Below are 21,013 nucleotides of genomic sequence, written 5' to 3' on the forward strand. Positions count from 1 at the left end.
TTTATTTTAAGTTAAAAATCTGCTCCTAACTTCCTCCGTTGGGAGCATGCAGCTTTCTGTTCGTCCGAATAAGGTATAACGTTTCTTAGCTAAGGCTTCGTACAGCCAGTTCCTTGAAATGTCCGGAATCAGATAGGCCACATTGACTAATGGCGACCACCATGCATTCAGGTTTTTCAGAATATAGAGTACTGCTTTCGATTGGGTAAGAAATCCGTTTTCCCTGACTACAATAATGCTGTTCAGCTTTTCAAAATCGGTTTTATGTATTTCGCTTAACGTGGCTGAAGTATTGCTTTGTAAAGGCGCAAAATGAAACTTGTTGCGATGATCGTATGCAATAACATAATTGATATAGCTATTACAGAAATTGCATACCCCATCAAACAGGATAATATCTTTCGGTGTATTTAAAACAGGTGCCATGAAATTTGGTGGTTAACAAAATAAATTGCCGGATAGGTTGCCATAAAGGCCCAAAAGAAAGAGTTTAGTCCCATAATCACTGCCGTGAAAAAGTGAAAAATAAATCCCCATACCAGAAATATCAGCGCAAAGGGCCAGGGTAAAAATAGGCATAGCGGAAATATAGTTTCCATAATAATAACATTCCAACATAAGAAAAGATTGGCTGCCGGATATTTTTGTAAGAAAAGTGTAGCCTTTTTCGAACCATAGGTTTTGGTAGAGAATACATCTTTAATCGCTGTTCCCGAGCGCCACTCAGCCGAAACCAGTTTGGCAATGCCTGCAACAGCGTATGAAAGGCAGGCCTGAAGCGCAATAAACCAAAGCCCAATATCCCTTAATTTGCTAGTGGCCAGTGCCGGCATATTGCATAAAATGAGGGTAATAATAATCAGCATACTCATCTGGTCAGAACCATCACTACCATAATGGGTAACCAGCGTGGCAAGGAGTAAGCTCAGTCCTAATAAACTAATCAATATCCACCCAACTGTACTTTGCAAGGGAAAAAACAAAAGTCCGGTAATGAGTAAGCACCTGATGAAAAACAGCATGGCCAGGCCAGGAACACTGAACAGTTTAAAGAAAGGTTTAAGAAAAGGTCTTTGGTTTTCTTTGGTCCACTTTAGCTGCATCACATTCCAGGATAGCAGCCCGTTAGGAGAAAATATCTGTACTTTTTTAAGGTATTCTAAGGTAGAGATCAGTAAACCCACGCTGAGTATGATCAATACAATTTGCGATGTGTTGTTAAATAAAGTCATGGCTAAATTTGATGAAAAACAGATAATAGGATTAGTGATGGGGCTGTTTCTTTTTGATAGCCCGACGATTCGGCCAGCATAAACTGGCGGTAGCAATCTGCTGTACGTTGCTTATAATGGCTAACGGCATGCAATACAATGATATAGGGTGTAGAAAACATGAGTAAATTTAAGTTGCCTGTTCTTTCGCGGTAGGAAGGGATACTGGAAACGAGGCTTTGCACCACATCTGATAGGATTTTTTTATCGCGTTTTTCGGGGTTCCATAACCAGGACCAAAAGGTGCGTTCTTCGGTAATGTCCATTTCCTGCCATTCGGTATAATTTTCATCAGATATCTTATCCCTAAAAAGCAAGTGATAGTCTCTTTTGCCCGGGTGAGGAGCAAAAAATGTCCACAAAGGAATCAGGTTAAAGAGGTCGATTTTATACCTGATGAACCAAGATAGTCTGGTTTCTTTAAACTGGCAGAATATGGTGGCTAAGAACCAAGAGGCTAGGAAAACGGTTATTACAAGCTCGTAAATTGCCGTAGGTGTTAATTTCAACATCATCATTTTCAAAAAAAGATTGGTGAAAAAAGGAGGACAGTCCAGCTGCCCTCCTTAAATAGTTAATTGAATTTTTTGCGTAGTTCGATCAATTTCTCTAGCGATAAGCCATTGTTGGCTTCTTTAGAAAGATCGCTGATCTCTGCTTCGTTCAACGCATTTGCTGCGCCTACTGCTTCAACTACCTGGGTAACTACCGGGGTAGCTCTAACAGTTACTTTTACTGCTTTTAGAGCCGTACGTGTTATTGCTGTAATAAACAGTGGAGCTGCTGAATTTGCTTCAACAATTTCATTGTCGCCTTGTAAATCGGCGATTAATGCATCAAGGATTGCTAGTTCTGCCTTGGATAAACCTGACTTTGCCATTTTGTTTTCTTTTTGAGGTAAATAAATAATTGTTTATGTGCGTTGGTTTTGAAGCTTCGTTTGCACAATGTAAAGTTCGGAAGGGGATGGTTTTGATACCAGCGTGCTAATACCCAATCAGAAAATTGAGTATTTCTACGTAGTTAGTAGTGTAGATATAAGTTTACCTTACCGCTACATTAAGAAAGGGATATGAAAAAGGAAGGAGGGTGAAATGAGGCGTAGTTTAATCTATTACGCCGTTTTTAATGGCAAACATTACCAATCCGGCGGTATTGCGCACACCTGTTTTTTCGATTATACGCATTCTGATGCCTTCTACAGACCGTGGACTTAAGAAAAGTTCGGTGCCGATTTCACTGGCTGTTTTCTCATTGCAAATCAGTTTTAACACATCGAGTTCGCGTTCCGAAAATTCTATAGTTTGGTCGAGAGAGAGTTTGGCGGGGCTTTTAATGGTCAGTTTCCTGAGCAGGGCCTTAGTTACAATGTCGTTAAAATAATAGCCGCTTTCATGTACCGAGTAAATGGCCTTTCTGATTTCTTTTGGATCGGTGTTTTTTAAAAGATAGCCGTTAGCTCCGCTTTCCATCAGGTGAATGATGAATTTAACATCGTCGTACATCGTAACAACCAGCATTTTGATATCACCTGTATATTTTTTCCTGATCAGCTTAATAGCTTCCATACCATCCATTCCGGGCATTTTCAGATCCATCAAAATCACATCGGGCTGTACTTCTTCGAGTTTTTGCATCAGTTCGTACCCGTCTGACACTTCAAATATCACCTCAAGGTTTTTATCGCGGGTAAATCCAACTTTTAAGCCATCCCTAAAGATACTGTAATCATCTGCTATAGCTATCCTTATTTTGGACATTATTATTTATTTAATCATTTAAAAATAGTTAATTTTTTATAAAACGGCAGCATAAATTACATTTTAATACTACTTAATTGTATTAATTATTTGTAATTCTGTAAGCTGCTCTCAATAGGTATCTTTAATTCGATCTGATAACGGTCTGTATGCTGCGAAAATTTAAGACAGGCTTTCAGCAATATCATTCTGTTCTGGATGTTTTTTAAACCAAGGCCATCTTTAGTAAACCTGAGTTCTTCGAACTGACTTTGGGTAAGGCCGTTACCATTGTGCGTAATGGTAAAGATTAGGTGGTTGTTTGTACTGGCCGAGATGATGTGGATGAGATTGGCTTTGGCATGTTTGGTAATGTTATGGAGTAACTCCTGGATAACCCTGTAAATGCTGATGTCGTTAGGGGTAGCTTTGGTGCGGTACCTATCCTGAAGATCTAAGCTGATGTTGATTAAACTGCTATGGCCAATCTTGCCGCAAAAGTGGCCAATTGCTTCTTTTAAACCAAGTTCCTGTAAGATATTAGAGTGTAGATTATGCGATATACCCCTGATTTTGCTGATCCCCTCATCCAGCAAACTTTTGCTTTTGGTATACATTTCCTTGCTTATTTCGTCGCAATGATCTAAGTTAATTCCATAAAAGTGCAAGCTCGATGCCCCGAGTATGGCCCCAACCTCATCATGAAGTTCTTCGGCAATGCGTAACTTTTCTATTTCCTCGCTTCTCACCGCTGCGGCTATTAATTGGTTTTTTTGCGCATTTTGCAGGGCCTGCAAATTCATTTTATACTGAAGTTTTTTGCGCTGCATGAAAATAAAAATGAGTAAAATACTGATGAAAAGCATCAGCATAGCCGCTATACCCGCCATCAGTATCAAGGTAATTTTATTATTTTCCTGATTCATAAAAACCTCTGGCTAAAAACAGGTTGAAAATAATGTACGATATATTGTGGACGCTCCATAAGCTAATAGCAAAGCTCTGAAAACGTGTGGTGAGCTCATTGTACAGCAGGAAAATGAAAAAATTGAGTGCTACAAAAACGCCTAGTCCGGTAACGATCCAAAAAACGTTATTGGTAATCTTTGTGCCTATACTATCTTTTATTTTAAACAGGTAATACTGTAACACATAAAAAAGCAGGAGCGCAGCTTCGATAGAAAGTAAGCGGCTGCTGAATTTCCAGTAATCGAAAAAGTTCTCGAAAAAAGTAAAGTTGATAATAATAAAAAGTGTAAAACCGATAGGCACGATTTTTTTAACGGTAACCAGGAAAGGTTGGTGGAGATGGATGAAAAATGCACTGAACAGATAAAAACGCACTACTGAATGTAGATTGTAAAGAAAATTGTTGGAATTATATGCTGAAGGCAACAGTATCCTGAATTTCCAAACGAGGTCTATTGCCAGATTGATGATCAGTGCAGCCCACATATAAGAAACAACCAGCGTAAGTTTTGCTGGTTGTTTCTTAAGCATTAATATGGTTATTGGGATAAATAGTGCCCATACTTCAGACCAATCGAGAACAAATTGGAATATTTTTAGCATCCGAGATTAGGGTTATTGAATTAGTGTATTGTTGCCGGTGGCGAAGGATTGGTTTCAATTGGATCGAGACCGTTGTTGTATAGCAACTCTACATCTCCGGTATCAATTCTTCTAAACCTTTTTACGTTGTAGAACACGTGTCCCTGCGCTACATTGGGGATAAATACGAGATAATCGGGTTTATCGCCATTGGCATCAGCTGTGTTAATGAGTAACTGGATATTGGCAAGAGAAATGATGTTATTACTCATGATGATCGGGCCACTCAGATCAAGCGCACTGTTGTTGTACACCTCCAGCTTGTCGAAATAACTGCTGTATTGATTAGTGTCGGCCATGTAACCGTAGGCAATCAGCTGTAAAGGTTTATCTTTTTTATGGGTATCGGGAAAAAAATAGCAGAATACAAATTGATCGATTCCCGGAGAGTTTAAGATCAAAGATTGGATAGCGCTAATCTCATACTTAAGCCAATAAAATTTTTGAGTTTGTTTTTCTTTAGTGAGCATAATTTTAAATGTAATTTTACGACATAAATATATACATATAATGTAATTAAAAACATACTTAATAAGTAAAATTTAAAATACTATGCTAAATCATACATGTGTATGAGTTTTGGCAAATGCCAAGAAGCTGTTTGCACTTCTATGAAAGAGGCAGTTCTAAAGGTTCAGCTACGAAAGTAGTCGACCAGAAAACCAATCCACTCTTTAAACAACATTTCCCAGGTACCAAATGCCGATACACTGGGTATTAGTAAGTCGTTGAGGCCAGATTCGGTACTGCCTCTGAAATCGGTAGGATAATAGCTGAGCTTCTGTTGAGCCTGTCGGTTGAAAATAAGCCTGGCCCTGGGGATATGCCACGCACTGGTAACCACTACAATTTTAGCCTGAGGCATACTCTTTTTAATGAGTGCAAGGCTAAACTTCGCATTTTCGATGGTATTTCTGCTTTGGTTTTCGATGAAGACTGCACTGTCGGGAATGCAGATTTCGTGCAGGAATTTTTTAACCAGATCTGCTTCTTTAACCTTGTTGTTAATCAGGTTGGCATTGCCACTACTAATCAATATTTTTTTTATCCGGCCTTGGCGGTAGAGTGATAAGGTCTGGAACAGGCGATCATTGCTTCCGTTAAACTTTATTTCGTTATTCCGCTTGTTTATCCCCGAAAAGCCACCCAGCACAATAGCCACATCATAGCTTTCCTTTTGTGCAGGATAGGGAGGCTCGTATAACTTAACTACCTGGTTAGCCAGAAAAGCGTTTGAAAAAAATAAAAGCACCACTATTGCAGCGGTGCCTAAATGCTTACGGGTTTTATCCTTTTTAGCAAAAAAACTAAGGATAAGTAGAATACAAAACCAAAGGAACGGCTTGATTAAGTATAAAAGAATTTTTGACAGGATAAAAATCATGGGCTGCAGCTATTGCTGCAAAACTAAGATTTTAATCTATGTTTGCGTAATTATCCCTGTCCTTCCTGTACCTGCCCGTTTTTGTACGCATCATCTAATATTTCTTTCACATCAGATTTGCGTTTTTTTTCTATTTTTTGTCTAAAATGAGGAACTTCATGTTCAACGATATCTTCTTCTATTGCCTCTACGCCGAAAACCTTCTCTTTTAAAAGATTATATTTATCCTGGAAACCATAGCGTAGGTTTTTAGCCTTGCCTGCAATTTTCCCACGGGTACCAGCGCCGCTATCAGGGGCAAATAAAACACTAATTACAGCACCTGCCGCTAAACCTGCTACTAATGCAAGTGCGATTTGAACATTGTTGTTCGATTTTTGCGTTAAATATTTTCCGATTAACTTTCTGTATTTCATAACATCGCATTTTGAAAAGTAACAAATACAATGAAAGAATGTTTCAGAAAAATAGCTAAAAGTATGTCCGTCAAAAAAAATGAATAACATTTGTTTAAATGTTGTTACAGGATCCTGCTTTTCGAAAAAAATAACCCACCTAAGTAAGCCTGTAATGTTTTGGCGTTATTTCAATCAGGAAATATTTGTTAAGTTTAGCATTTTTAATAGTTAGTACGATATGGTAAAAGCGACAATAAACAGGGAGCACTATGCATGCTCGGTAAGCAATGGATCACACGAAATTATAGCCGACGAACCGCTGGAATATGGTGGTACACATAAAGGGTTTGCGCCAAAGGGCTTGCTGATGGCTTCGCTAGCCTCGTGCGTAGCCATTACTTTGAGAATGTATATTGACAGAAAAGGCTGGCCTGTTGACCGGATTGAAGTGGAAGTTAATATTGATACTGAAAATGGTGAGACTATTTTCTTTGAGGAGATTACTTGCCTGGGCGTACTTACCGAAGAGCAAAAAGTAAGACTGGAAGATATTGCAACAAAATGTCCGGTGAGCAAGATTTTGGCCGCAGGACACGAAATAAGATCGAAAGTGCTTTAGCGCCCACGGTGTAAAACTCGTTTACACATTGATAAAAAGCTTTAATATCTTTGTATCCCTCTGGTTTCTTCCCGAGTAAAGAAAATACTTATGCCTACTGAAATAAAATGCCCCAACTGTGCCCATGTTTTTCCGATGGAAGAAGCTATGGCCGAAGATTATAAAAAGGAGTTACGTGAGAAAGCGGCTGCTTATGCAAGACAGAAGGATGAAGAATATCAACGTAAGCTGCAGGTTTTAGAATCAGAAAAACAACAGCAGCTGAGAGCTTTTGATGTTAAACTTGCCGAAGAAAAGCTTAAACTGAAAGATGATTTGGAAGGCAACCTGCGCAAGAGTATTGCTGCCGATTTTGAAACTAAACTTCAAATGCTGGAGGGTAATGCAAAAGATAATGAAGAAAAGTTAAAGCTTGCCCGGGAGAAGGAATTGGAATTTTTAAGACGCGAGCAAAGCCTGAAACTGAAAGAGGAAGAAATGGAACTGGCCTTTCAGCGTAAAATGCAAGAACAGCGAAACGAACTGGTAGAGCAGATTAGAAAGCAGGAAGCCGAAAAAAACAGCATTAAAGAAACAGAGCACCAATTACGGTTAAAAGAACTCGAAAAACAGCTTGATGACCAGAAAAAGCTTGCTGAAGAAATGAAGCGTAAAGCCGAACAGGGGAGTATGCAGTTACAAGGCGAGGTACAGGAACTGATTTTGGAGGAACTGTTGCGCAGCAATTTCCCTTTCGATTTAATTGAGGAAGTAGGTAAAGGTGTACGTGGCGCCGATTGTGTGCAGGTAGTACGTAACCAGTTCGGACAAGAATGCGGTAAAATTATATATGAAAGTAAACGTACCAAAGACTTTGGTGGCGACTGGATTGAGAAACTGAAAAAAGACATGCGCAGCATGGGGATAGACGTGGCAGTGATTGTAAGCCAGTGTTACCCTAAAGGCATGACGAGCTTTGGCCAGCGCGATGGGGTTTGGATTTGCTCTTTTGAAGAAGTAAATGCCGTAGCCTTTGTTTTACGCGATGGAATCCTGCGTTTATCGAGTGCTATGAAATCGCAGGAAAACAGGGGAGATAAGATGCACATGTTGTACGACTATTTAACCGGAGTGGAGTTTTCGGAGCAGTGGAAAGCTATTCGCGAAGGTTTTATGAGTATGAAATTATCCATTCAGCGTGAGCGCGATGCGATGGAGCGTTTATGGAAAGCCCGCGAAAAACAACTCGAAAAGGTGCTTTTAAATGCAACGCACATTCGTGGTTCTATTGAAGGAATTGCCGGTAGCGATAGCATTCAGTTGAGTTTAACAGATGAGGATGAAACATTGCTTCTGGATTAGAATCAAATAAGCAGATACTAAAAACACTGGTTTGCATAAGTGCAAAGCAAGTTGATTGAACCTAATCATCTTTGTTTTGAAGCTATTAACCTGATTAAAGATAAATGGGTTCTTATTTGAATTGATTTGTCTCAAACGAGAGCCGGTTAGTATCTGATTAAATATATTTGGAGTGTTGCCAGATATAAATGTATTTAATTAAATTCGTTTTTAGTATTAGCGCAATCAAAACCTGTAAGTTCTAATGCGATATAAATAGTAATAATAAATAAATGATAGCATGAATAAGAAACCAAACCAATCCATTAACCGCTCTATAATCCTTACTTTAATATGTGCTTTGCTATTTTTTGGGGATGTTTTCGGGAACGTTCCCGGAGAAGGACTAAAGTCGCCGGATGGCAATCTGGTAGCCAGCTTTGCTTTGGCTGAAGGGGGAGTACCTACCTATAGCTTAAAGTACAAGGGAAAAGACGTTATTAAAACCAGCAAGCTTGGTTTAGCACTTAAAGATGGCAAATCTTTAATGAACGGTTTTGCTGTAACTGACACCAAGACCAGTACATTTAACGAAACCTGGAAACCAGTTTGGGGCGAGGTAAAAGAAATTATAAACCATTACAATGAACTTGCCGTTACCCTAACTCAAAAGGAAAGCAATCGCTTTATTATAGTGCGCATGCGTTTATTTAATGATGGTTTGGGTTTCAGGTATGAGTTTCCGGAACAGAAAAACCTCGATTATTTTGTAATTAAAGAAGAAAAAACCCAGTTTGCGCTGGCCGGCGATCATAAAGCCTTCTGGTTGCCAGGTGATTACGATACCCAGGAATACAGCACCGTAACTTCCAACTTATCAGAAGTGCGCGGCAAAATGAAAGCTGCAGTTACACCCAATGCATCACAAACTACTTTTTCGCCTACAGGTTTGCAAACACCTTTGATGATGAAAAGCAAAGACGGCTTGTACATTAACATTCACGAAGCCGCTTTGATTAACTACTCGTTAATGTCGTTAAACCTTGATGATAAAAATATGGTTTTAGAATCGTGGTTAACGCCAGATGCAGTCGGCGATAAAGGCTATATGCAGGCACCTTGTCAATCGCCATGGCGTACCATTATTGTGAGCGATAAAGCAGGCGATATTTTAACTTCAAAGTTAACCTATAATTTAAACGAACCCACCAAATTTAAAGATGTATCGTGGATTAAGCCAATCAAGTATGTTGGTGTTTGGTGGGAAATGATTACCGGAAAAAGTACCTGGGCATATAACGATTTAACCAGTGTACAGCTGGGTGTAACCGATTATGCTAAAACCAAACCGAATGGAAAACATGCTGCCAATACCGCGCATGTAAAAGAGTACATCGATTTTGCTGCTAAAAATGGTTTGGATGCGGTTTTGGTTGAAGGATGGAACGAAGGTTGGGAAGACTGGTTTGGTAAAACCAAAGATTATGTTTTCGATTTTGTAACGCCATACCCTGATTTTGATGTGCAGGAACTACACCGTTACGCAGCAAGTAAGGGGATTAAAATGATTATGCACCATGAAACCTCTTCATCGGTACGTAACTACGAGCGCCATTTAGATACGGCCTACAAGTTTATGAAAGCAAATGGTTATGATGCCGTAAAAAGTGGTTATGTGGGTAATATGATTCCGAGAGGAGAGCACCACTACGGCCAATGGTTAAACAACCATTATTTGTATGCTATCCAGAAAGCGGCCGAATATAAAATTATGGTTAATGCACACGAGGCAGTAAGACCAACAGGTTTGGCACGTACTTTCCCGAATTTAATCGGTAACGAATCGACCCGTGGTACAGAGTATGAAGCCTTTGGCGGTAACAATGCCGACCATACCACTATTTTGCCTTTTACACGTTTAATTGGTGGGCCGATGGATTACACGCCTGGAATTTTCGAGACTAAGGTAGGTGCTTATAATGCTGAAAATACTTCATTTGTACACAGTACTCTGGCACGTCAGCTGGCGCTGTATGTTACCATGTATAGTCCGCTACAAATGGCTGCCGATTTACCCGAAACCTATAATAAATATATGGATGCTTTCCAGTTTATTAAGGATGTGGCTGTAGACTGGGATGATACGAAAGTGCTTGAAGCAGAGCCTGGCGATTACATTACTTTTGCGCGTAAGGCAAAAGGAAAAAATAACTGGTTTGTTGGTCGTACCAATGATGAGGTTGCGCGTACTTCGAAAATAGATTTCAGCTTTTTAGATGCTGGTAAAAAATATATCGCAACCATTTATGCTGATGCGAAGGATGCACATTATGAAACCAACCCAAAAGCTTATACCATTCGTAAAATAGAAGTAACCAGCAAAAGCAAACTTAGCCAATATTGTGCACCGGGTGGGGGCTATGCAATTAGCGTTATCGCGAAATAATTTCCATTGGTGTCGGTTGGTAGCAACTTACACTTAATACAATTAACATAGGCAATTTTTTTTGCCACAGATAGCTACACCTGTCCGGCCGTTCAGGCTGGGATTAACACAGATGGGATATTCCTGTCTGTGTTTTTTGTTTGTGATGAATTGTTTGGATGTAAAATACGTTTGCTAATTGTTTTTTATAGGTGTTTTGTGAGTTTTATTCGGTTTTTTATTTGTGTTTATGTGTTTTTGTGTGTCGATTTAAGCTGTTGTTATGTTTTGGTTAAATAATTATGATAAATATCATGATTTTCTGTATTTGTTAGTGATTTTGTAATATATTAGCGACATAACAACCAAACCTTCTAAAATATTATCAAAATGGCACGACCCAAAAATCATATCGAACTTCAGTTTTTAAGCGAACCCTCAGACGTAAATTACGGCGGTAAAGTACATGGGGGGATGATGATGAAGTGGATTGATCAGGCGGCTTTTGCCTGTGCCTTACAGTGGAGCCAATCATATTGTGTAACGGTATATGTTGGTGGTATCCGTTTTTTTCATCCGGTGCACATTGGCCATTTGGTAAAAATGGACGCACGGATTATTTACACAGGTAAAACGAGTATGCACATTGCTGTTGATGCTTACTCGAAACCTGTAGGGAAAAGTGATTTTGTGAAAAACACCCACTGTATTATTGTTTTTGTAGCAGTAAATGATAATGGGAATCCGGAACGTATACCAGAATTTAAACCCAAAACAGACAAGGAAATCGCCATGCACGGCTATGCCATTAAACTAATGGAGCTGCGTAAAAGCATTGATAAGGAAATGGAACCTTATATTGTATAACGGAAGGCACTAAGCATTTGGTGTGCAATGCGATAAAATCGCTTTGTTTTTAAGCACTCGTTAGAAACGAGCGCAAGCGCTAAGGTAGGTTTTCCATCTTACATTTTACTCTTTTCCTCTGTGTAAGTTTGTGTGCGCTGTAGTGAAAAATGAATAAGCTTTGCTTTGAGGAGCACAACTGACTACGCCACGATCGGCAAAGCAAAACAAAATTTACTTCCCTCACCAATGGCACTTACCACCCATATTTTACCTTGTTCTGCTTCTATAAAATCTTTTGAAATGGCCAATCCCAGTCCAGAGCCCGATTTGTTCTGCCCATCTGTTGGTACCTGAAAATAGCGATCGAACAAACGTTTCTGATATTTTTCTTCTATACCTTTTCCAAAATCCTGAACCGAAAACTGGATAAAGTCATCTTTTTGGAAAACATCGATAATCACTTTCGATTTTTCGGCGCTATAACGCAAGGCATTGGATAAGAAGTTAACCATTACCCAAGCCGTTTTCTGGATATCGGCATATACATTGGGCAGATTTTGATCGCAGTTTAAAGTTAATTGGATAGACTTTTGTTCCGCCTGAAATTTGACAGCATCAACAGCGTATTGCACAATAGCCTCCGGACTGGTAATGGCAAAGCTAAGTTTCAGGTTTCCGGTTTCCACCTGTGAGAGATCCAGTAACTCGCTGGTGATTTTTAAAAGCCTGTCGCTATCTTCTTTAATGTGGGTGAGCAACTCGTGCTGTTCTTCGTTCATGCCGCCTACACGCTCATCATTCAGCAGTTTTAAACTCATTTTAATCGATGATAGAGGTGTTTTTAATTCGTGAGAAACAGTGGCAATAAAATTAGTTTTGGCCTCATCAAGCTCTTTAAACTGGGTGATGTTTTTGAGGATATATACGCTACCCGCAGATTTTGTAGCTGAAATTAAAGTGTTTTCTTCCTGCTCTTCATAATTGGGAATAATAATTTCGCGATTTTCGAGCTGGAAATAAGACTCTTTATCATCAGCATAAATTTTTAAGGTAGACTCGTCGGTATCGGGTTTAATAATCCGTTTAAGTAATTCGTTCTTTTGAATGAGCTCTGCCACATTCTGCCCAATGATTTTATCTTCATCCAAGCCCATCAGCTTTGCCGCCAGATGGTTTAAGAAAAGTACCTCACCTTTTTCGTTTAAACCGATAATGGCATCCTGCATTTGTGCGATAATGGCTTCAATGCGTAATTTTTCTGATTTAATGGTCGATAAATTACTGTTTTCCCATTCATTTAACTTGATTACCATGCCATTAAATGAATCGGCCAGTTCTGTAAATTCATCATCGTTTTCGAAATGCAGGCGCTGTTTATAGTTTTTGCGACCAATCTGTTTAATGGCAGCACCAAATTCGGCCAATGGATTGGCTACAAAGCCCGGAAAATTGACAATAAACGTAAACAGTATAATAAAGCTGAGCGTAGCCGCTATCATGATGTAAAGATTAGCCCTTGATGAGGTTTCGTTGGCACGCTCATTTTTATCGTAAATGGCAGTCAGGTTTACCCGCTCTATATCGTGCAGGGCGGTACGTAAATTTTTTAGACTGTTTTCATTAACTGCAGTGTTTAAACTTTTATAAGCACTTTCGAGCTTTAGGAAAGCGATTTTCTCGCCTTGTTCAGTAATATTCTGGCTTTCGTTGTTTAAATTTTCTACAAATGTTAAACGTTGTGGTTCGCCTAACGGAAAGTGGCTTTCATCAATAACCTTACGCATGGCCGCTACATATTGCAATGATTTGTAATTATCTTTCAAAATCATTTTTGATTTATCTGAAAGTTCGTTCAGGAAGAATAAGGCAATTAAGCCGAAGGATAAGACAATGATAAAGAGAAAGCCGAATCCGAGGCGGAGCTTGGTTTTTATTTTCATGACATTATTTTTTTAGTTTTACCACAGGGGACATCAAGTTTTTCGCAGCACACTTAAAGCATTTAGCGCCAGCTCTGTGTCTTTTGTTTGTGTACTCTTTGGTTAAATAAGCTTTAAGATAGTATGACCAGATCTATTTCCTGACTGGCTAAATTACGCAACAATTGATTAAAAATTGCTGTTCGGAGTATCACCTGAAAAATATTTAAATGGGGTTTACCGATGCAAATGGTGGTAATTTCTTTCTCTGTTGCCGTATTAATAATGGTCTGCGTAATCTGGTTGCTTTTTATTTTAATTACTTCAGCACCCAGTTCTGTTGCCAGCTTAAAATGGTTGATCAAATGGCGCTGTTTATCCAGTTTTATGCGGTCTAAACTTTCTGCATCGCTCTGCACATACAAAACAATCCAGGGCGAACGGTAGTAGGAGGCTAGTCGCGCTGTTTTTCTAATTACCACACCTGCGGTTTCGGCATTTGAGGAAATGCAGGCTAAAAAACGTTCAGGACGAAGTTTAATGGATTTAGGAATTTCGGTTTGTATTTTTCTTTCAACCTGATGCACTACTTCTTTAAGGGCCAGTTCGCGTAACTGTAAAATTTTATCGGCCTGAAAAAAGTTGCCCAGCGCACTTTCAATCTTCGTTTTATCGTAAATTTTACCTTCTTTTAAACGTGTAACCAATTCATCTGCCGTTAAATCGATATTTACAATTTCATCGGCAATTTGCAGTATTTTATCGGGGATGCGTTCGGTAATCTGAACGCCTGTAATTTGTTCTACCTCTTCGTTTATACTTTCTAAATGCTGGATATTAACCGCCGAAATAACACTGATACCTGCTTCGAGCAAATCGAAAACATCCTGCCAGCGTTTGGTATTTTTGCTGCCTTCTACATTGGTATGCGCCAGTTCATCGACTACCACAATTTCGGGATGGCGGTTTAAAATGCCCTGAAGGTCCATTTCATTTATTTCCTTACCCCGGTAAAAGATATTTTTGCGTGCAATTAAGGGTAAACCGGCTACCAGAGCTTCGGTTTCGACCCTTTTATGTGTTTCTACGTAGCCTATACAAACATCAATACCACCACGTAAGAGGGCTTGGGCTTCCTGCAGCATCCGGTAGGTTTTGCCCACACCGGCGCTCATCCCAATATAGATTTTGAGTTTTCCTCTTCTCGATTTTTTAATCAGTTCGAGGAAGTGTTTAACCGAATCTTCTTTTTCTGACATGTTGAATGATGTAAGTTGTAAAATGGGTGTTGGAATTTATTTTAGCCTTACCATGTTATAGCGATAATGTGTTCGTTTACCAGTACGCATACGCACACGGTGAAAAGAAATACACCTGAAAGGATCATTACCAGTTTGTACAGTTTGGCCCTTTGCATGGCAAGCACTATTTCCTTTTTATTGTTACTTAACCGGGCATAAAGCCGCTTGAGTTTTTCGGTTTTTTTGCGGTGCTTTAAAACCAAAAAGAAAATGCCACTGCCCAAAAGCAGTATGCTAAATAAGATTTCGATATATAGTTTCATTTCCTTTGAAATTTAATATCATCCTACCGCTAAGCAATAGGATGATACGGTTTACTTAAAACGCTACAGCTATACTTGCCGTTAAGCTGGTATTGGCATTTACCGCGTTGCCTTCGCGGTTAAAAATTTTATCCTTACTATCAAAAGTTTTACCTTCTAACCTGATTACTGCATTTGGTATTGGTGCGTAATCGAGATTGAGCGAATATCCTTTGGTTTTAAAACCATTTGGTGTTCCGGTAGCAATAAAGATCCCGTTTTTATCGTCGTAATACTCAAACCTTCCGGCAATGGCCCATTTATCGGCAAATTTGTATTGCGCAATGGCCACTGGTGAAATCACTTCGTTTTTATCGCTACTACCTTTAACCTTTTGTTGTGTGCCATAATCGAAACCTAATGTAACACCAAATTTATCTGTTAGCTGAAAAATACCATATACATTGTGGTAAAAACGGTTTACACGAACCGAATCTGCACCTTCGGTACCCAGGTAGTTGCTGTAGTTTACCGTTATTTTACCGATAGGTTTCCAGGTTAATTGTAAGCCGCCAGCAGGTTTGTTGTTGCCAGAAGCACGGGTAATTCTTTGCCATTCATTTAGGTAGAGTAGGGTCGCAGTAAATTTTCCATCCTGGGTGCCGTAGGTCACTTTAGCACCAGATTCGTAATAGGGCGTATTTTCTGATGCTATATTTCGGGTGAGCACCCAGCAATCTTTCGAAACAGCACTTTCAAAGCCAATATGCGAGGCGAATACCCCGGCATCAATCCATAGGTTTTCTGTTTTCGATAATTTAACCCCTGCATTGGCTTCAAAGATGTTTTTTAATACCCCAGGTTCGGCCGATAGGTTAGCGTTGGCATAAGTGCCTGCCATTACAGCCAGGTTAGCACGGATGTTTCCGCTATCGTAAGCTGCTTTAATAAAAACTAAATTCAGATTTACTTCATTTGCCCTGTTGTGCGAGTATATAAATCCCGGACGGTTGTGATCGGCTGGTTTATTGAAATCGTAACCGTAATAGGTTTCCAAATACCCCGAGAATTTAACCTTCGGTTCGTTTTGTGCAGTTGCAGTAAGTGCAGCAGTTAATGTTGTTATAAGGGTGATGAGTTTTTTCATGAGATGATTACACTGATTTATTGATTACACAGATTAAAGTTGTTCGTCATTCCCGCGCAGGCGGGAATCTTAATACTATAAATGCGCTTTGCGATCCCCATCCAATAGCTATGGGATCAAGCAAGGAATGACTTTGATAGCTGTTTACAAGTTATCCAAAGCAAGATTTAACTTTAATACATTTACCGATGATGGACCAAATGAGCCCATCAGTGGTTTTAAAGTGTTCATGGCTACCAGCTCTTTTATTTTTTTCTCATCTATTTTTCTGGCTTTGGCTACTCTGGCGATTTGTATGGCAGCTCCCTGCTCTGAAATATTCGGATCTAAGCCACTACCCGATGCAGTAACCATATCGGCCGGGATAGCTGATTTTTTCAATCCGGGATTGTATTTTAATAGCGTATCAATTCTCGATTGAACATCTTTTAAATAATCGGGATTGGATGGACCTTTGTTCGAACCAGCAGAGCCTGCTGCATTGTAAGCTACAGCCGATGGTCTGCCCCAAAAATATTCGGGTTTGGTAAACGATTGACCAAGCAGGGCATAACCAACTGTTTTTCCGTTTTTGGTGATTTTTTCACCTCCACCGTTTCCTTTTGCAAGTTTACCTGCAAGCGCAATTCCGATTGGATAAATGATGCATAATAATACGATTAATACTAAGGTTAAGCGTAAAGATTGTATGATGTACTTTTTCATGATGTATGTGATTACACAGATTTTTATAATGATTTTTCAGATTTAATAGAGAACACAGGTTTATATAAATATGCCTACCATTAAATCAATTATTTTGATGCCGATAAATGGTGCTACAACTCCTCCTATGCCATAAATAAAAAGGTTTCTGCGGAGCAGTGCCGTAGCTCCAATTGGTTTGTAGGCTACACCTTTTAAAGCAAGCGGAATTAAAATCGGAATGATAATGGCATTGAAAATTACAGCCGACATGATTGCGCTTTCTGGTGTATGCAGTCCCATAATATTTAAGCTTTGTAATGCCGGTATGGAAGCAATAAACAGCGCTGGTACAATGGCAAAATATTTGGCCACATCGTTAGCTATTGAGAAAGTAGTTAACGTACCGCGGGTAATTAACAGCTGTTTACCAATTTCCACAATCTCGATTAACTTGGTTGGGTCGTTATCCAGATCGACCATGTTTCCGGCTTCTTTTGCTGCCTGTGTTCCACTGTTCATGGCTACACCAACATCGGCTTGCGCAAGGGCAGGGGCATCGTTTGTACCGTCGCCCATCATGGCCACCAGTTTACCCAAAGCTTGTTCATCTTTAATGTAGTTCATTTTATCTTCGGGTTTTGCCTCGGCTATAAAATCATCTACACCTGCTTTTTCGGCAATGTATTTGGCAGTTAGTGGATTATCGCCTGTAACCATTACCGTTTTAACGCCCATTTTACGTAAACGTTCGAAACGCTCGCTAATACCGGGTTTAATAATGTCCTGTAATTCGATTACGCCCAGTGCCTTTTCATTTTCAGCCACTACTAAAGGTGTTCCACCATTGGTGGCAATACTTTTTACGTGGTCTTCAATATCCGAAGGAAATACATTTCCGGCTTTTTCTACCATATTGCGGATAGAATCGAAAGCACCTTTCCGAATGCGCCTTCCATCTTTGGTATCTAAACCGCTTGAGCGTGTTTCGGCTGTAAACTTGATAAAGGTTGAGCCTTCGGGCGTAGTTAAACTTTTGAATCCCTGTTCGGCAGCCAGTTCGATAATCGATTTGCCTTCAGGTGTTTCATCAGCCAAAGAACTTAGTACACAGGCATCGGTAAAATCTTTAATAATTACACCGGCAGTAGGGTAGAAGTTAGTGGCCTTACGGTTACCGATGGTGATGGTTCCGGTTTTGTCTAAAAGCAGCACATCAATATCACCTGCGGTTTCTACTGCTTTGCCCGATTTGGTAATTACATTAGCCCTTAAAGCCCTGTCCATTCCGGCAATACCAATGGCCGATAATAAACCACCAATTGTAGTTGGGATTAAGCAAACAAACAATGAAATTAAAGCTGCAATGGTGATTGGGGTATTGGCATAATCGGCGAATGGTTTTAAGGTAACACAAACGATGATGAACACGAGTGTAAAACTGGCCAATAGAATGGTTAAGGCAATTTCGTTGGGTGTTTTCTGGCGTGAAGCACCTTCAACCAGGGCAATCATCTTATCTAAAAAGCTTTCGCCAGGTGCAGTACTTACCTTAACTTTAATCTCGTCTGATAGTACTTTTGTTCCTCCGGTTACAGATGATTTATCACCTCCTGATTCGCGGATCACGGGTGCAGACTCACCGGTAATAGCCGATTCATCTATAGTAGCAATACCTTCTATAATTTCGCCATCGGTTGGAATGATATCACCAGTTTCGCAGATGAAAATATCGCCTTTCTGCAGCTGGCTGGAAGATCGGATTTCGGTTGCTCCGTTACTTAAAAGTACCTTTGCCGGTGTTTCTTCTCTCGTTTTACGTAAGCTATCGGCCTGGGCTTTACCTCTGGCTTCGGCAATGGCTTCGGCAAAATTGGCAAAGAGAACAGTAAGCAATAACACTAAAAAGATGAAGAAATTGTATAGCGCAGAGCCTTGTTCGTTATGGTTAAAAGAATATACCGTAACATAAGCCATTACCAGGGTGCCTATTTCTACCGTAAACATAACGGGATTGCGTACCATTACCCGTGGATCGAGTTTGATGAAAGATTGTTTTAATGCGGTTTGCACTAAAGCAGCTTCGAACAATTTATTATTGGGTTTCATTTTTATTTATATTAAGTGATTGCACAGATGAAGTGATTTCACTGATTTGTTTATGGATGTAAGGCGTTGGATGTAAGATGTATGATAGGCGTTATGTTCCATCTTACATTTACCATAGTCTATTTAAGCATAGTAAAGTATTCTGCCAGCGGACCTAAAGCCAGGGCAGGGAAATAGGATAGTGCATTTAACACCAGGATTACGGCAAAGGTCATCAGTGCAAATGTTTTGGTATCTGTTTTTAAGGTACCAGCCGATTCGGGGATGAACTTTTTACCTGCCAATAAACCTGCAATGGCTACTGGACCAATAATTGGTAAGAAGCGGCCAAGGAAAATAATTACTCCGGTTAAAACGTTCCAGAAAATGTTATTGTCACCCAGACCTTCAAAACCCGAACCATTGTTGGCGTTAGATGAGGTTACCTCGTAAAGCATTTCGGAAAAGCCATGGAACCCGGGGTTGTTTAACCAGGCTTTAGGTTGCACTGCCCAGGCAGCATTACCATGGTTAGTAAATACATAACTGGCAATTGCGGTTCCGGCCAGAATTAAGAAGGGACTTAACAAGGTTATGAGTGCCGCAATCTTAATTTCGCGCGCCTCAACTTTGTGACCCAGAAATTCGGGTGTTCGACCTACCATCAAGCCCGAAATAAATACTGCAATAATTAAATAAATGAAATAGTTTAGTAAACCTACGCCACAACCACCGTAAATGGCGTTAATCATCATGGCTAACAGCTGCCATAAGCCGGTAAGTGGCATGGTGCTGTCGTGCATACCATTAACCGAACCGGTAGAAATTACCGTAGTTAAAGTGCTCCAGTAAGCAGTTGCAGCAGGACCAAGCCTTACTTCTTTACCTTCCATAGCACCCGTAGCCTGCGAAATGCCCATTTTGGCAATGGCAGGGTTACCGCCAAGTTCGGAGGTTACGGTTGGGATCATTAGCATAAATAAACCAATGGTCATTACACCAAATATGGTCCAGGCCAGCTTTTTCCTGCGGATAAAATAACCGAAGGCAATAATCATGGCTATAGGAATAATTGTTTGTGCAATAACCTCAACCATATTGGTTATATAGCTCGGGTTTTCGAATGGGTGGGCAGAATTTGCACCAAAATACCCACCACCATTCGTACCCAGATGTTTTATGGCTATCATTTGTGCTGCGGGTCCGCGAGAAACATTTACAGTATCGCCCTGCATCGAAATGAATTGATCTTTGCCTTCGTAACTTGCTGGTGTGCCATTAAAAGTTAAGATTAAAGCAACTATAACTGATAAAGGCAATAACAAACGTGTAATGGCCTTCACAAAAAACTCCCAGAAGTTGCCCAATTGGGTTGCAGTTTTATCTCTGAAAGCTTTAAATACTACTACTGCTGCGGCAATACCTGTTGCGGCGCTCACAAACTGCAGGAACATCAGTACAAACTGCTGGGTTAAGTAACTTACGCCACTCTCACCCGAATAATGTTGCAGATTACAGTTGGCTACAAAGCTGATAATGGTATTAAAAGCTAAATCGGGAGTCATGCCGGGGTTGCCATCAGGATTGAAAGGCAGTTTATCTTGAAATATCAATACAAAAAAGCCATAAACCAGCCAGAGGATATTGATGGTTAGCAAGGCTTTTAACTGTTGTTTCCAGTTCATCTGCTCTTTAATGTTGATACCTGAAAGTTTATAGATAGCGTTTTCGAGCGGTTTTAAAAAGTCTGTCCAAACTTTTTCTCCTGCAAAAACTTTAGCCAGGTATTTACCCAAAGGAATGGCAATAATTAAGGTGAGCAGAAAGGTGGCAATGATGCCAATTAATTCAGTGTTCATTTTTTAATGTTTTAAATTCCCTTTTAGAGGTTAAAATTTTTCGGGTTTAATCAGCACGTAAATCATATAGATAAATACGGCGATAGCGATGATAAATAGTGCTAACATGTTGTTCAGATTTTTTCAAACCAATCGATAGAAAGGTAAGTTGCCCAGC

Annotated in this window: 22 protein-coding genes; 4 read left to right on the top strand and 18 right to left on the bottom strand. The window is 39.8% G+C overall.

Translation table 11 applies throughout. The features are described from left to right. Window positions 1-6: 6 nt before the first annotated feature. The 10 genes from DBR40_RS05475 to DBR40_RS05520 form a co-directional block, all read right to left on the bottom strand. The gene (locus DBR40_RS05475; protein ID WP_124558753.1) at window positions 7-426 is read right to left on the bottom strand and encodes a thiol-disulfide oxidoreductase DCC family protein; all 420 of its coding nucleotides are present in this window, start codon (window positions 424-426) and stop codon (window positions 7-9) included. Then, a complete protein-coding gene (locus DBR40_RS05480) occupies window positions 411-1,232 on the bottom strand; it encodes a hypothetical protein (RefSeq protein WP_124558754.1) in 822 nt (273 codons plus the stop codon). Before DBR40_RS05480 ends, DBR40_RS05475 begins: the two co-directional genes overlap by 16 nt. A gap of 2 nt (window positions 1,233-1,234) precedes the next feature. Then, window positions 1,235-1,789: a hypothetical protein gene (locus tag DBR40_RS05485; RefSeq protein WP_124558755.1), complete on the bottom strand. Its 555-nt coding sequence runs from the start codon at window positions 1,787-1,789 to the stop codon at window positions 1,235-1,237. 56 nt (window positions 1,790-1,845) lie between these two features. After that, a complete protein-coding gene (locus tag DBR40_RS05490; protein ID WP_124558756.1) occupies window positions 1,846-2,151 on the bottom strand; it encodes a hypothetical protein in 306 nt (101 codons plus the stop codon). A 226-nt stretch (window positions 2,152-2,377) separates the two neighbouring features. Continuing rightward, the gene (locus tag DBR40_RS05495; protein WP_199748279.1) at window positions 2,378-3,031 is read right to left on the bottom strand and encodes a response regulator transcription factor; all 654 of its coding nucleotides are present in this window, start codon (window positions 3,029-3,031) and stop codon (window positions 2,378-2,380) included. Between the two features lie 86 nt (window positions 3,032-3,117). Further along, window positions 3,118-3,936, bottom strand: coding sequence for a sensor histidine kinase (locus DBR40_RS05500; RefSeq protein ID WP_124558758.1), 819 nt, complete (start codon window positions 3,934-3,936; stop codon window positions 3,118-3,120). Next, window positions 3,920-4,582 (bottom strand): hypothetical protein, encoded by a 663-nt coding sequence (locus tag DBR40_RS05505; RefSeq protein WP_124558759.1) that lies wholly within the window; start codon window positions 4,580-4,582, stop codon window positions 3,920-3,922. Before DBR40_RS05505 ends, DBR40_RS05500 begins: the two co-directional genes overlap by 17 nt. 20 nt (window positions 4,583-4,602) lie before the next feature. Beyond that, a complete protein-coding gene (locus DBR40_RS05510; RefSeq protein ID WP_124558760.1) occupies window positions 4,603-5,091 on the bottom strand; it encodes a hypothetical protein in 489 nt (162 codons plus the stop codon). Window positions 5,092-5,255: 164 nt separating this feature from the next. Then, window positions 5,256-6,005, bottom strand: coding sequence for a YdcF family protein (locus DBR40_RS05515; RefSeq protein ID WP_124558761.1), 750 nt, complete (start codon window positions 6,003-6,005; stop codon window positions 5,256-5,258). A 50-nt stretch (window positions 6,006-6,055) separates the two neighbouring features. Further along, window positions 6,056-6,421: a YtxH domain-containing protein gene (locus tag DBR40_RS05520; protein WP_124558762.1), complete on the bottom strand. Its 366-nt coding sequence runs from the start codon at window positions 6,419-6,421 to the stop codon at window positions 6,056-6,058. 220 nt (window positions 6,422-6,641) lie between these two features. Between DBR40_RS05520 and DBR40_RS05525 the strand changes: the two genes are divergently transcribed. The 4 genes from DBR40_RS05525 to DBR40_RS05540 all read left to right on the top strand — a co-directional run bounded on the left by DBR40_RS05525 (window position 6,642) and on the right by DBR40_RS05540 (window position 11,634). Further along, window positions 6,642-7,022 carry an OsmC family protein gene (locus tag DBR40_RS05525; RefSeq protein WP_124558763.1) on the top strand — a complete coding sequence of 127 codons (381 nt, stop codon included), beginning with the start codon at window positions 6,642-6,644 and terminating at the stop codon, window positions 7,020-7,022. Between the two features lie 90 nt (window positions 7,023-7,112). Further along, window positions 7,113-8,363, top strand: coding sequence for a DUF2130 domain-containing protein (locus DBR40_RS05530; protein ID WP_124558764.1), 1,251 nt, complete (start codon window positions 7,113-7,115; stop codon window positions 8,361-8,363). A gap of 280 nt (window positions 8,364-8,643) precedes the next feature. After that, the gene (locus tag DBR40_RS05535) at window positions 8,644-10,788 is read left to right on the top strand and encodes a glycoside hydrolase family 97 protein (protein WP_233603813.1); all 2,145 of its coding nucleotides are present in this window, start codon (window positions 8,644-8,646) and stop codon (window positions 10,786-10,788) included. 369 nt (window positions 10,789-11,157) lie between these two features. Further along, entirely contained in the window at window positions 11,158-11,634 is a 477-nt protein-coding gene (locus DBR40_RS05540) for an acyl-CoA thioesterase (protein ID WP_124558765.1), read from the top strand. Between the two features lie 182 nt (window positions 11,635-11,816). Here DBR40_RS05540 and DBR40_RS05545 read toward each other — a convergent pair whose 3' ends face one another. The 8 genes from DBR40_RS05545 to DBR40_RS27250 all read right to left on the bottom strand — a co-directional run bounded on the left by DBR40_RS05545 (window position 11,817) and on the right by DBR40_RS27250 (window position 20,964). After that, window positions 11,817-13,556 carry an ATP-binding protein gene (locus tag DBR40_RS05545; RefSeq protein ID WP_124558766.1) on the bottom strand — a complete coding sequence of 580 codons (1,740 nt, stop codon included), beginning with the start codon at window positions 13,554-13,556 and terminating at the stop codon, window positions 11,817-11,819. Window positions 13,557-13,669: 113 nt separating this feature from the next. Then, the gene (locus tag DBR40_RS05550; protein WP_124558767.1) at window positions 13,670-14,794 is read right to left on the bottom strand and encodes a sensor protein KdpD; all 1,125 of its coding nucleotides are present in this window, start codon (window positions 14,792-14,794) and stop codon (window positions 13,670-13,672) included. Window positions 14,795-14,841: 47 nt separating this feature from the next. Next, window positions 14,842-15,099, bottom strand: coding sequence for a hypothetical protein (locus tag DBR40_RS05555; protein ID WP_124558768.1), 258 nt, complete (start codon window positions 15,097-15,099; stop codon window positions 14,842-14,844). 55 nt (window positions 15,100-15,154) lie between these two features. After that, window positions 15,155-16,225: a porin gene (locus DBR40_RS05560; protein WP_124558769.1), complete on the bottom strand. Its 1,071-nt coding sequence runs from the start codon at window positions 16,223-16,225 to the stop codon at window positions 15,155-15,157. Window positions 16,226-16,369: 144 nt separating this feature from the next. Next, window positions 16,370-16,930: a potassium-transporting ATPase subunit KdpC gene (gene kdpC, locus DBR40_RS05565; protein ID WP_124558770.1), complete on the bottom strand. Its 561-nt coding sequence runs from the start codon at window positions 16,928-16,930 to the stop codon at window positions 16,370-16,372. A 60-nt stretch (window positions 16,931-16,990) separates the two neighbouring features. Continuing rightward, the gene (gene kdpB / locus DBR40_RS05570; RefSeq protein WP_124558771.1) at window positions 16,991-19,018 is read right to left on the bottom strand and encodes a potassium-transporting ATPase subunit KdpB; all 2,028 of its coding nucleotides are present in this window, start codon (window positions 19,016-19,018) and stop codon (window positions 16,991-16,993) included. 119 nt (window positions 19,019-19,137) lie between these two features. Further along, window positions 19,138-20,856: a potassium-transporting ATPase subunit KdpA gene (gene kdpA, locus DBR40_RS05575; RefSeq protein ID WP_124558772.1), complete on the bottom strand. Its 1,719-nt coding sequence runs from the start codon at window positions 20,854-20,856 to the stop codon at window positions 19,138-19,140. A gap of 30 nt (window positions 20,857-20,886) precedes the next feature. Beyond that, window positions 20,887-20,964: a potassium-transporting ATPase subunit F gene (locus DBR40_RS27250; protein WP_082468366.1), complete on the bottom strand. Its 78-nt coding sequence runs from the start codon at window positions 20,962-20,964 to the stop codon at window positions 20,887-20,889. Window positions 20,965-21,013: the final 49 nt, after the last annotated feature.

It is taken from the genome of Pedobacter sp. KBW01 (assembly GCF_003852395.1).
Lineage (GTDB): Bacteria > Bacteroidota > Bacteroidia > Sphingobacteriales > Sphingobacteriaceae > Pedobacter.

What these genes read in the sequence shown, in the direction of transcription:
- DBR40_RS05555 (WP_124558768.1), bottom strand. Translation starts at nt 15,099, where the DNA reads ATGAAACTATATATCGAAATCTTATTTAGCATACTGCTTTTGGGCAGT.
- DBR40_RS05525 (WP_124558763.1), top strand. Translation starts at nt 6,642, where the DNA reads ATGGTAAAAGCGACAATAAACAGGGAGCACTATGCATGCTCGGTAAGC.
- DBR40_RS05560 (WP_124558769.1), bottom strand. Translation starts at nt 16,225, where the DNA reads ATGAAAAAACTCATCACCCTTATAACAACATTAACTGCTGCACTTACT.
- DBR40_RS05545 (WP_124558766.1), bottom strand. Translation starts at nt 13,556, where the DNA reads ATGAAAATAAAAACCAAGCTCCGCCTCGGATTCGGCTTTCTCTTTATC.
- DBR40_RS05550 (WP_124558767.1), bottom strand. Translation starts at nt 14,794, where the DNA reads ATGTCAGAAAAAGAAGATTCGGTTAAACACTTCCTCGAACTGATTAAA.
- DBR40_RS05485 (WP_124558755.1), bottom strand. Translation starts at nt 1,789, where the DNA reads ATGATGATGTTGAAATTAACACCTACGGCAATTTACGAGCTTGTAATA.
- DBR40_RS05505 (WP_124558759.1), bottom strand. Translation starts at nt 4,582, where the DNA reads ATGCTAAAAATATTCCAATTTGTTCTCGATTGGTCTGAAGTATGGGCA.
- DBR40_RS05520 (WP_124558762.1), bottom strand. Translation starts at nt 6,421, where the DNA reads ATGAAATACAGAAAGTTAATCGGAAAATATTTAACGCAAAAATCGAAC.
- DBR40_RS05480 (WP_124558754.1), bottom strand. Translation starts at nt 1,232, where the DNA reads ATGACTTTATTTAACAACACATCGCAAATTGTATTGATCATACTCAGC.
- kdpC (WP_124558770.1), bottom strand. Translation starts at nt 16,930, where the DNA reads ATGAAAAAGTACATCATACAATCTTTACGCTTAACCTTAGTATTAATC.
- DBR40_RS05530 (WP_124558764.1), top strand. Translation starts at nt 7,113, where the DNA reads ATGCCTACTGAAATAAAATGCCCCAACTGTGCCCATGTTTTTCCGATG.
- DBR40_RS05490 (WP_124558756.1), bottom strand. Translation starts at nt 2,151, where the DNA reads ATGGCAAAGTCAGGTTTATCCAAGGCAGAACTAGCAATCCTTGATGCA.
- kdpA (WP_124558772.1), bottom strand. Translation starts at nt 20,856, where the DNA reads ATGAACACTGAATTAATTGGCATCATTGCCACCTTTCTGCTCACCTTA.
- DBR40_RS05510 (WP_124558760.1), bottom strand. Translation starts at nt 5,091, where the DNA reads ATGCTCACTAAAGAAAAACAAACTCAAAAATTTTATTGGCTTAAGTAT.
- DBR40_RS05475 (WP_124558753.1), bottom strand. Translation starts at nt 426, where the DNA reads ATGGCACCTGTTTTAAATACACCGAAAGATATTATCCTGTTTGATGGG.
- DBR40_RS05515 (WP_124558761.1), bottom strand. Translation starts at nt 6,005, where the DNA reads ATGATTTTTATCCTGTCAAAAATTCTTTTATACTTAATCAAGCCGTTC.
- DBR40_RS05495 (WP_199748279.1), bottom strand. Translation starts at nt 3,031, where the DNA reads ATGTCCAAAATAAGGATAGCTATAGCAGATGATTACAGTATCTTTAGG.
- DBR40_RS27250 (WP_082468366.1), bottom strand. Translation starts at nt 20,964, where the DNA reads ATGTTAGCACTATTTATCATCGCTATCGCCGTATTTATCTATATGATT.
- DBR40_RS05535 (WP_233603813.1), top strand. Translation starts at nt 8,644, where the DNA reads ATGAATAAGAAACCAAACCAATCCATTAACCGCTCTATAATCCTTACT.
- DBR40_RS05500 (WP_124558758.1), bottom strand. Translation starts at nt 3,936, where the DNA reads ATGAATCAGGAAAATAATAAAATTACCTTGATACTGATGGCGGGTATA.
- kdpB (WP_124558771.1), bottom strand. Translation starts at nt 19,018, where the DNA reads ATGAAACCCAATAATAAATTGTTCGAAGCTGCTTTAGTGCAAACCGCA.
- DBR40_RS05540 (WP_124558765.1), top strand. Translation starts at nt 11,158, where the DNA reads ATGGCACGACCCAAAAATCATATCGAACTTCAGTTTTTAAGCGAACCC.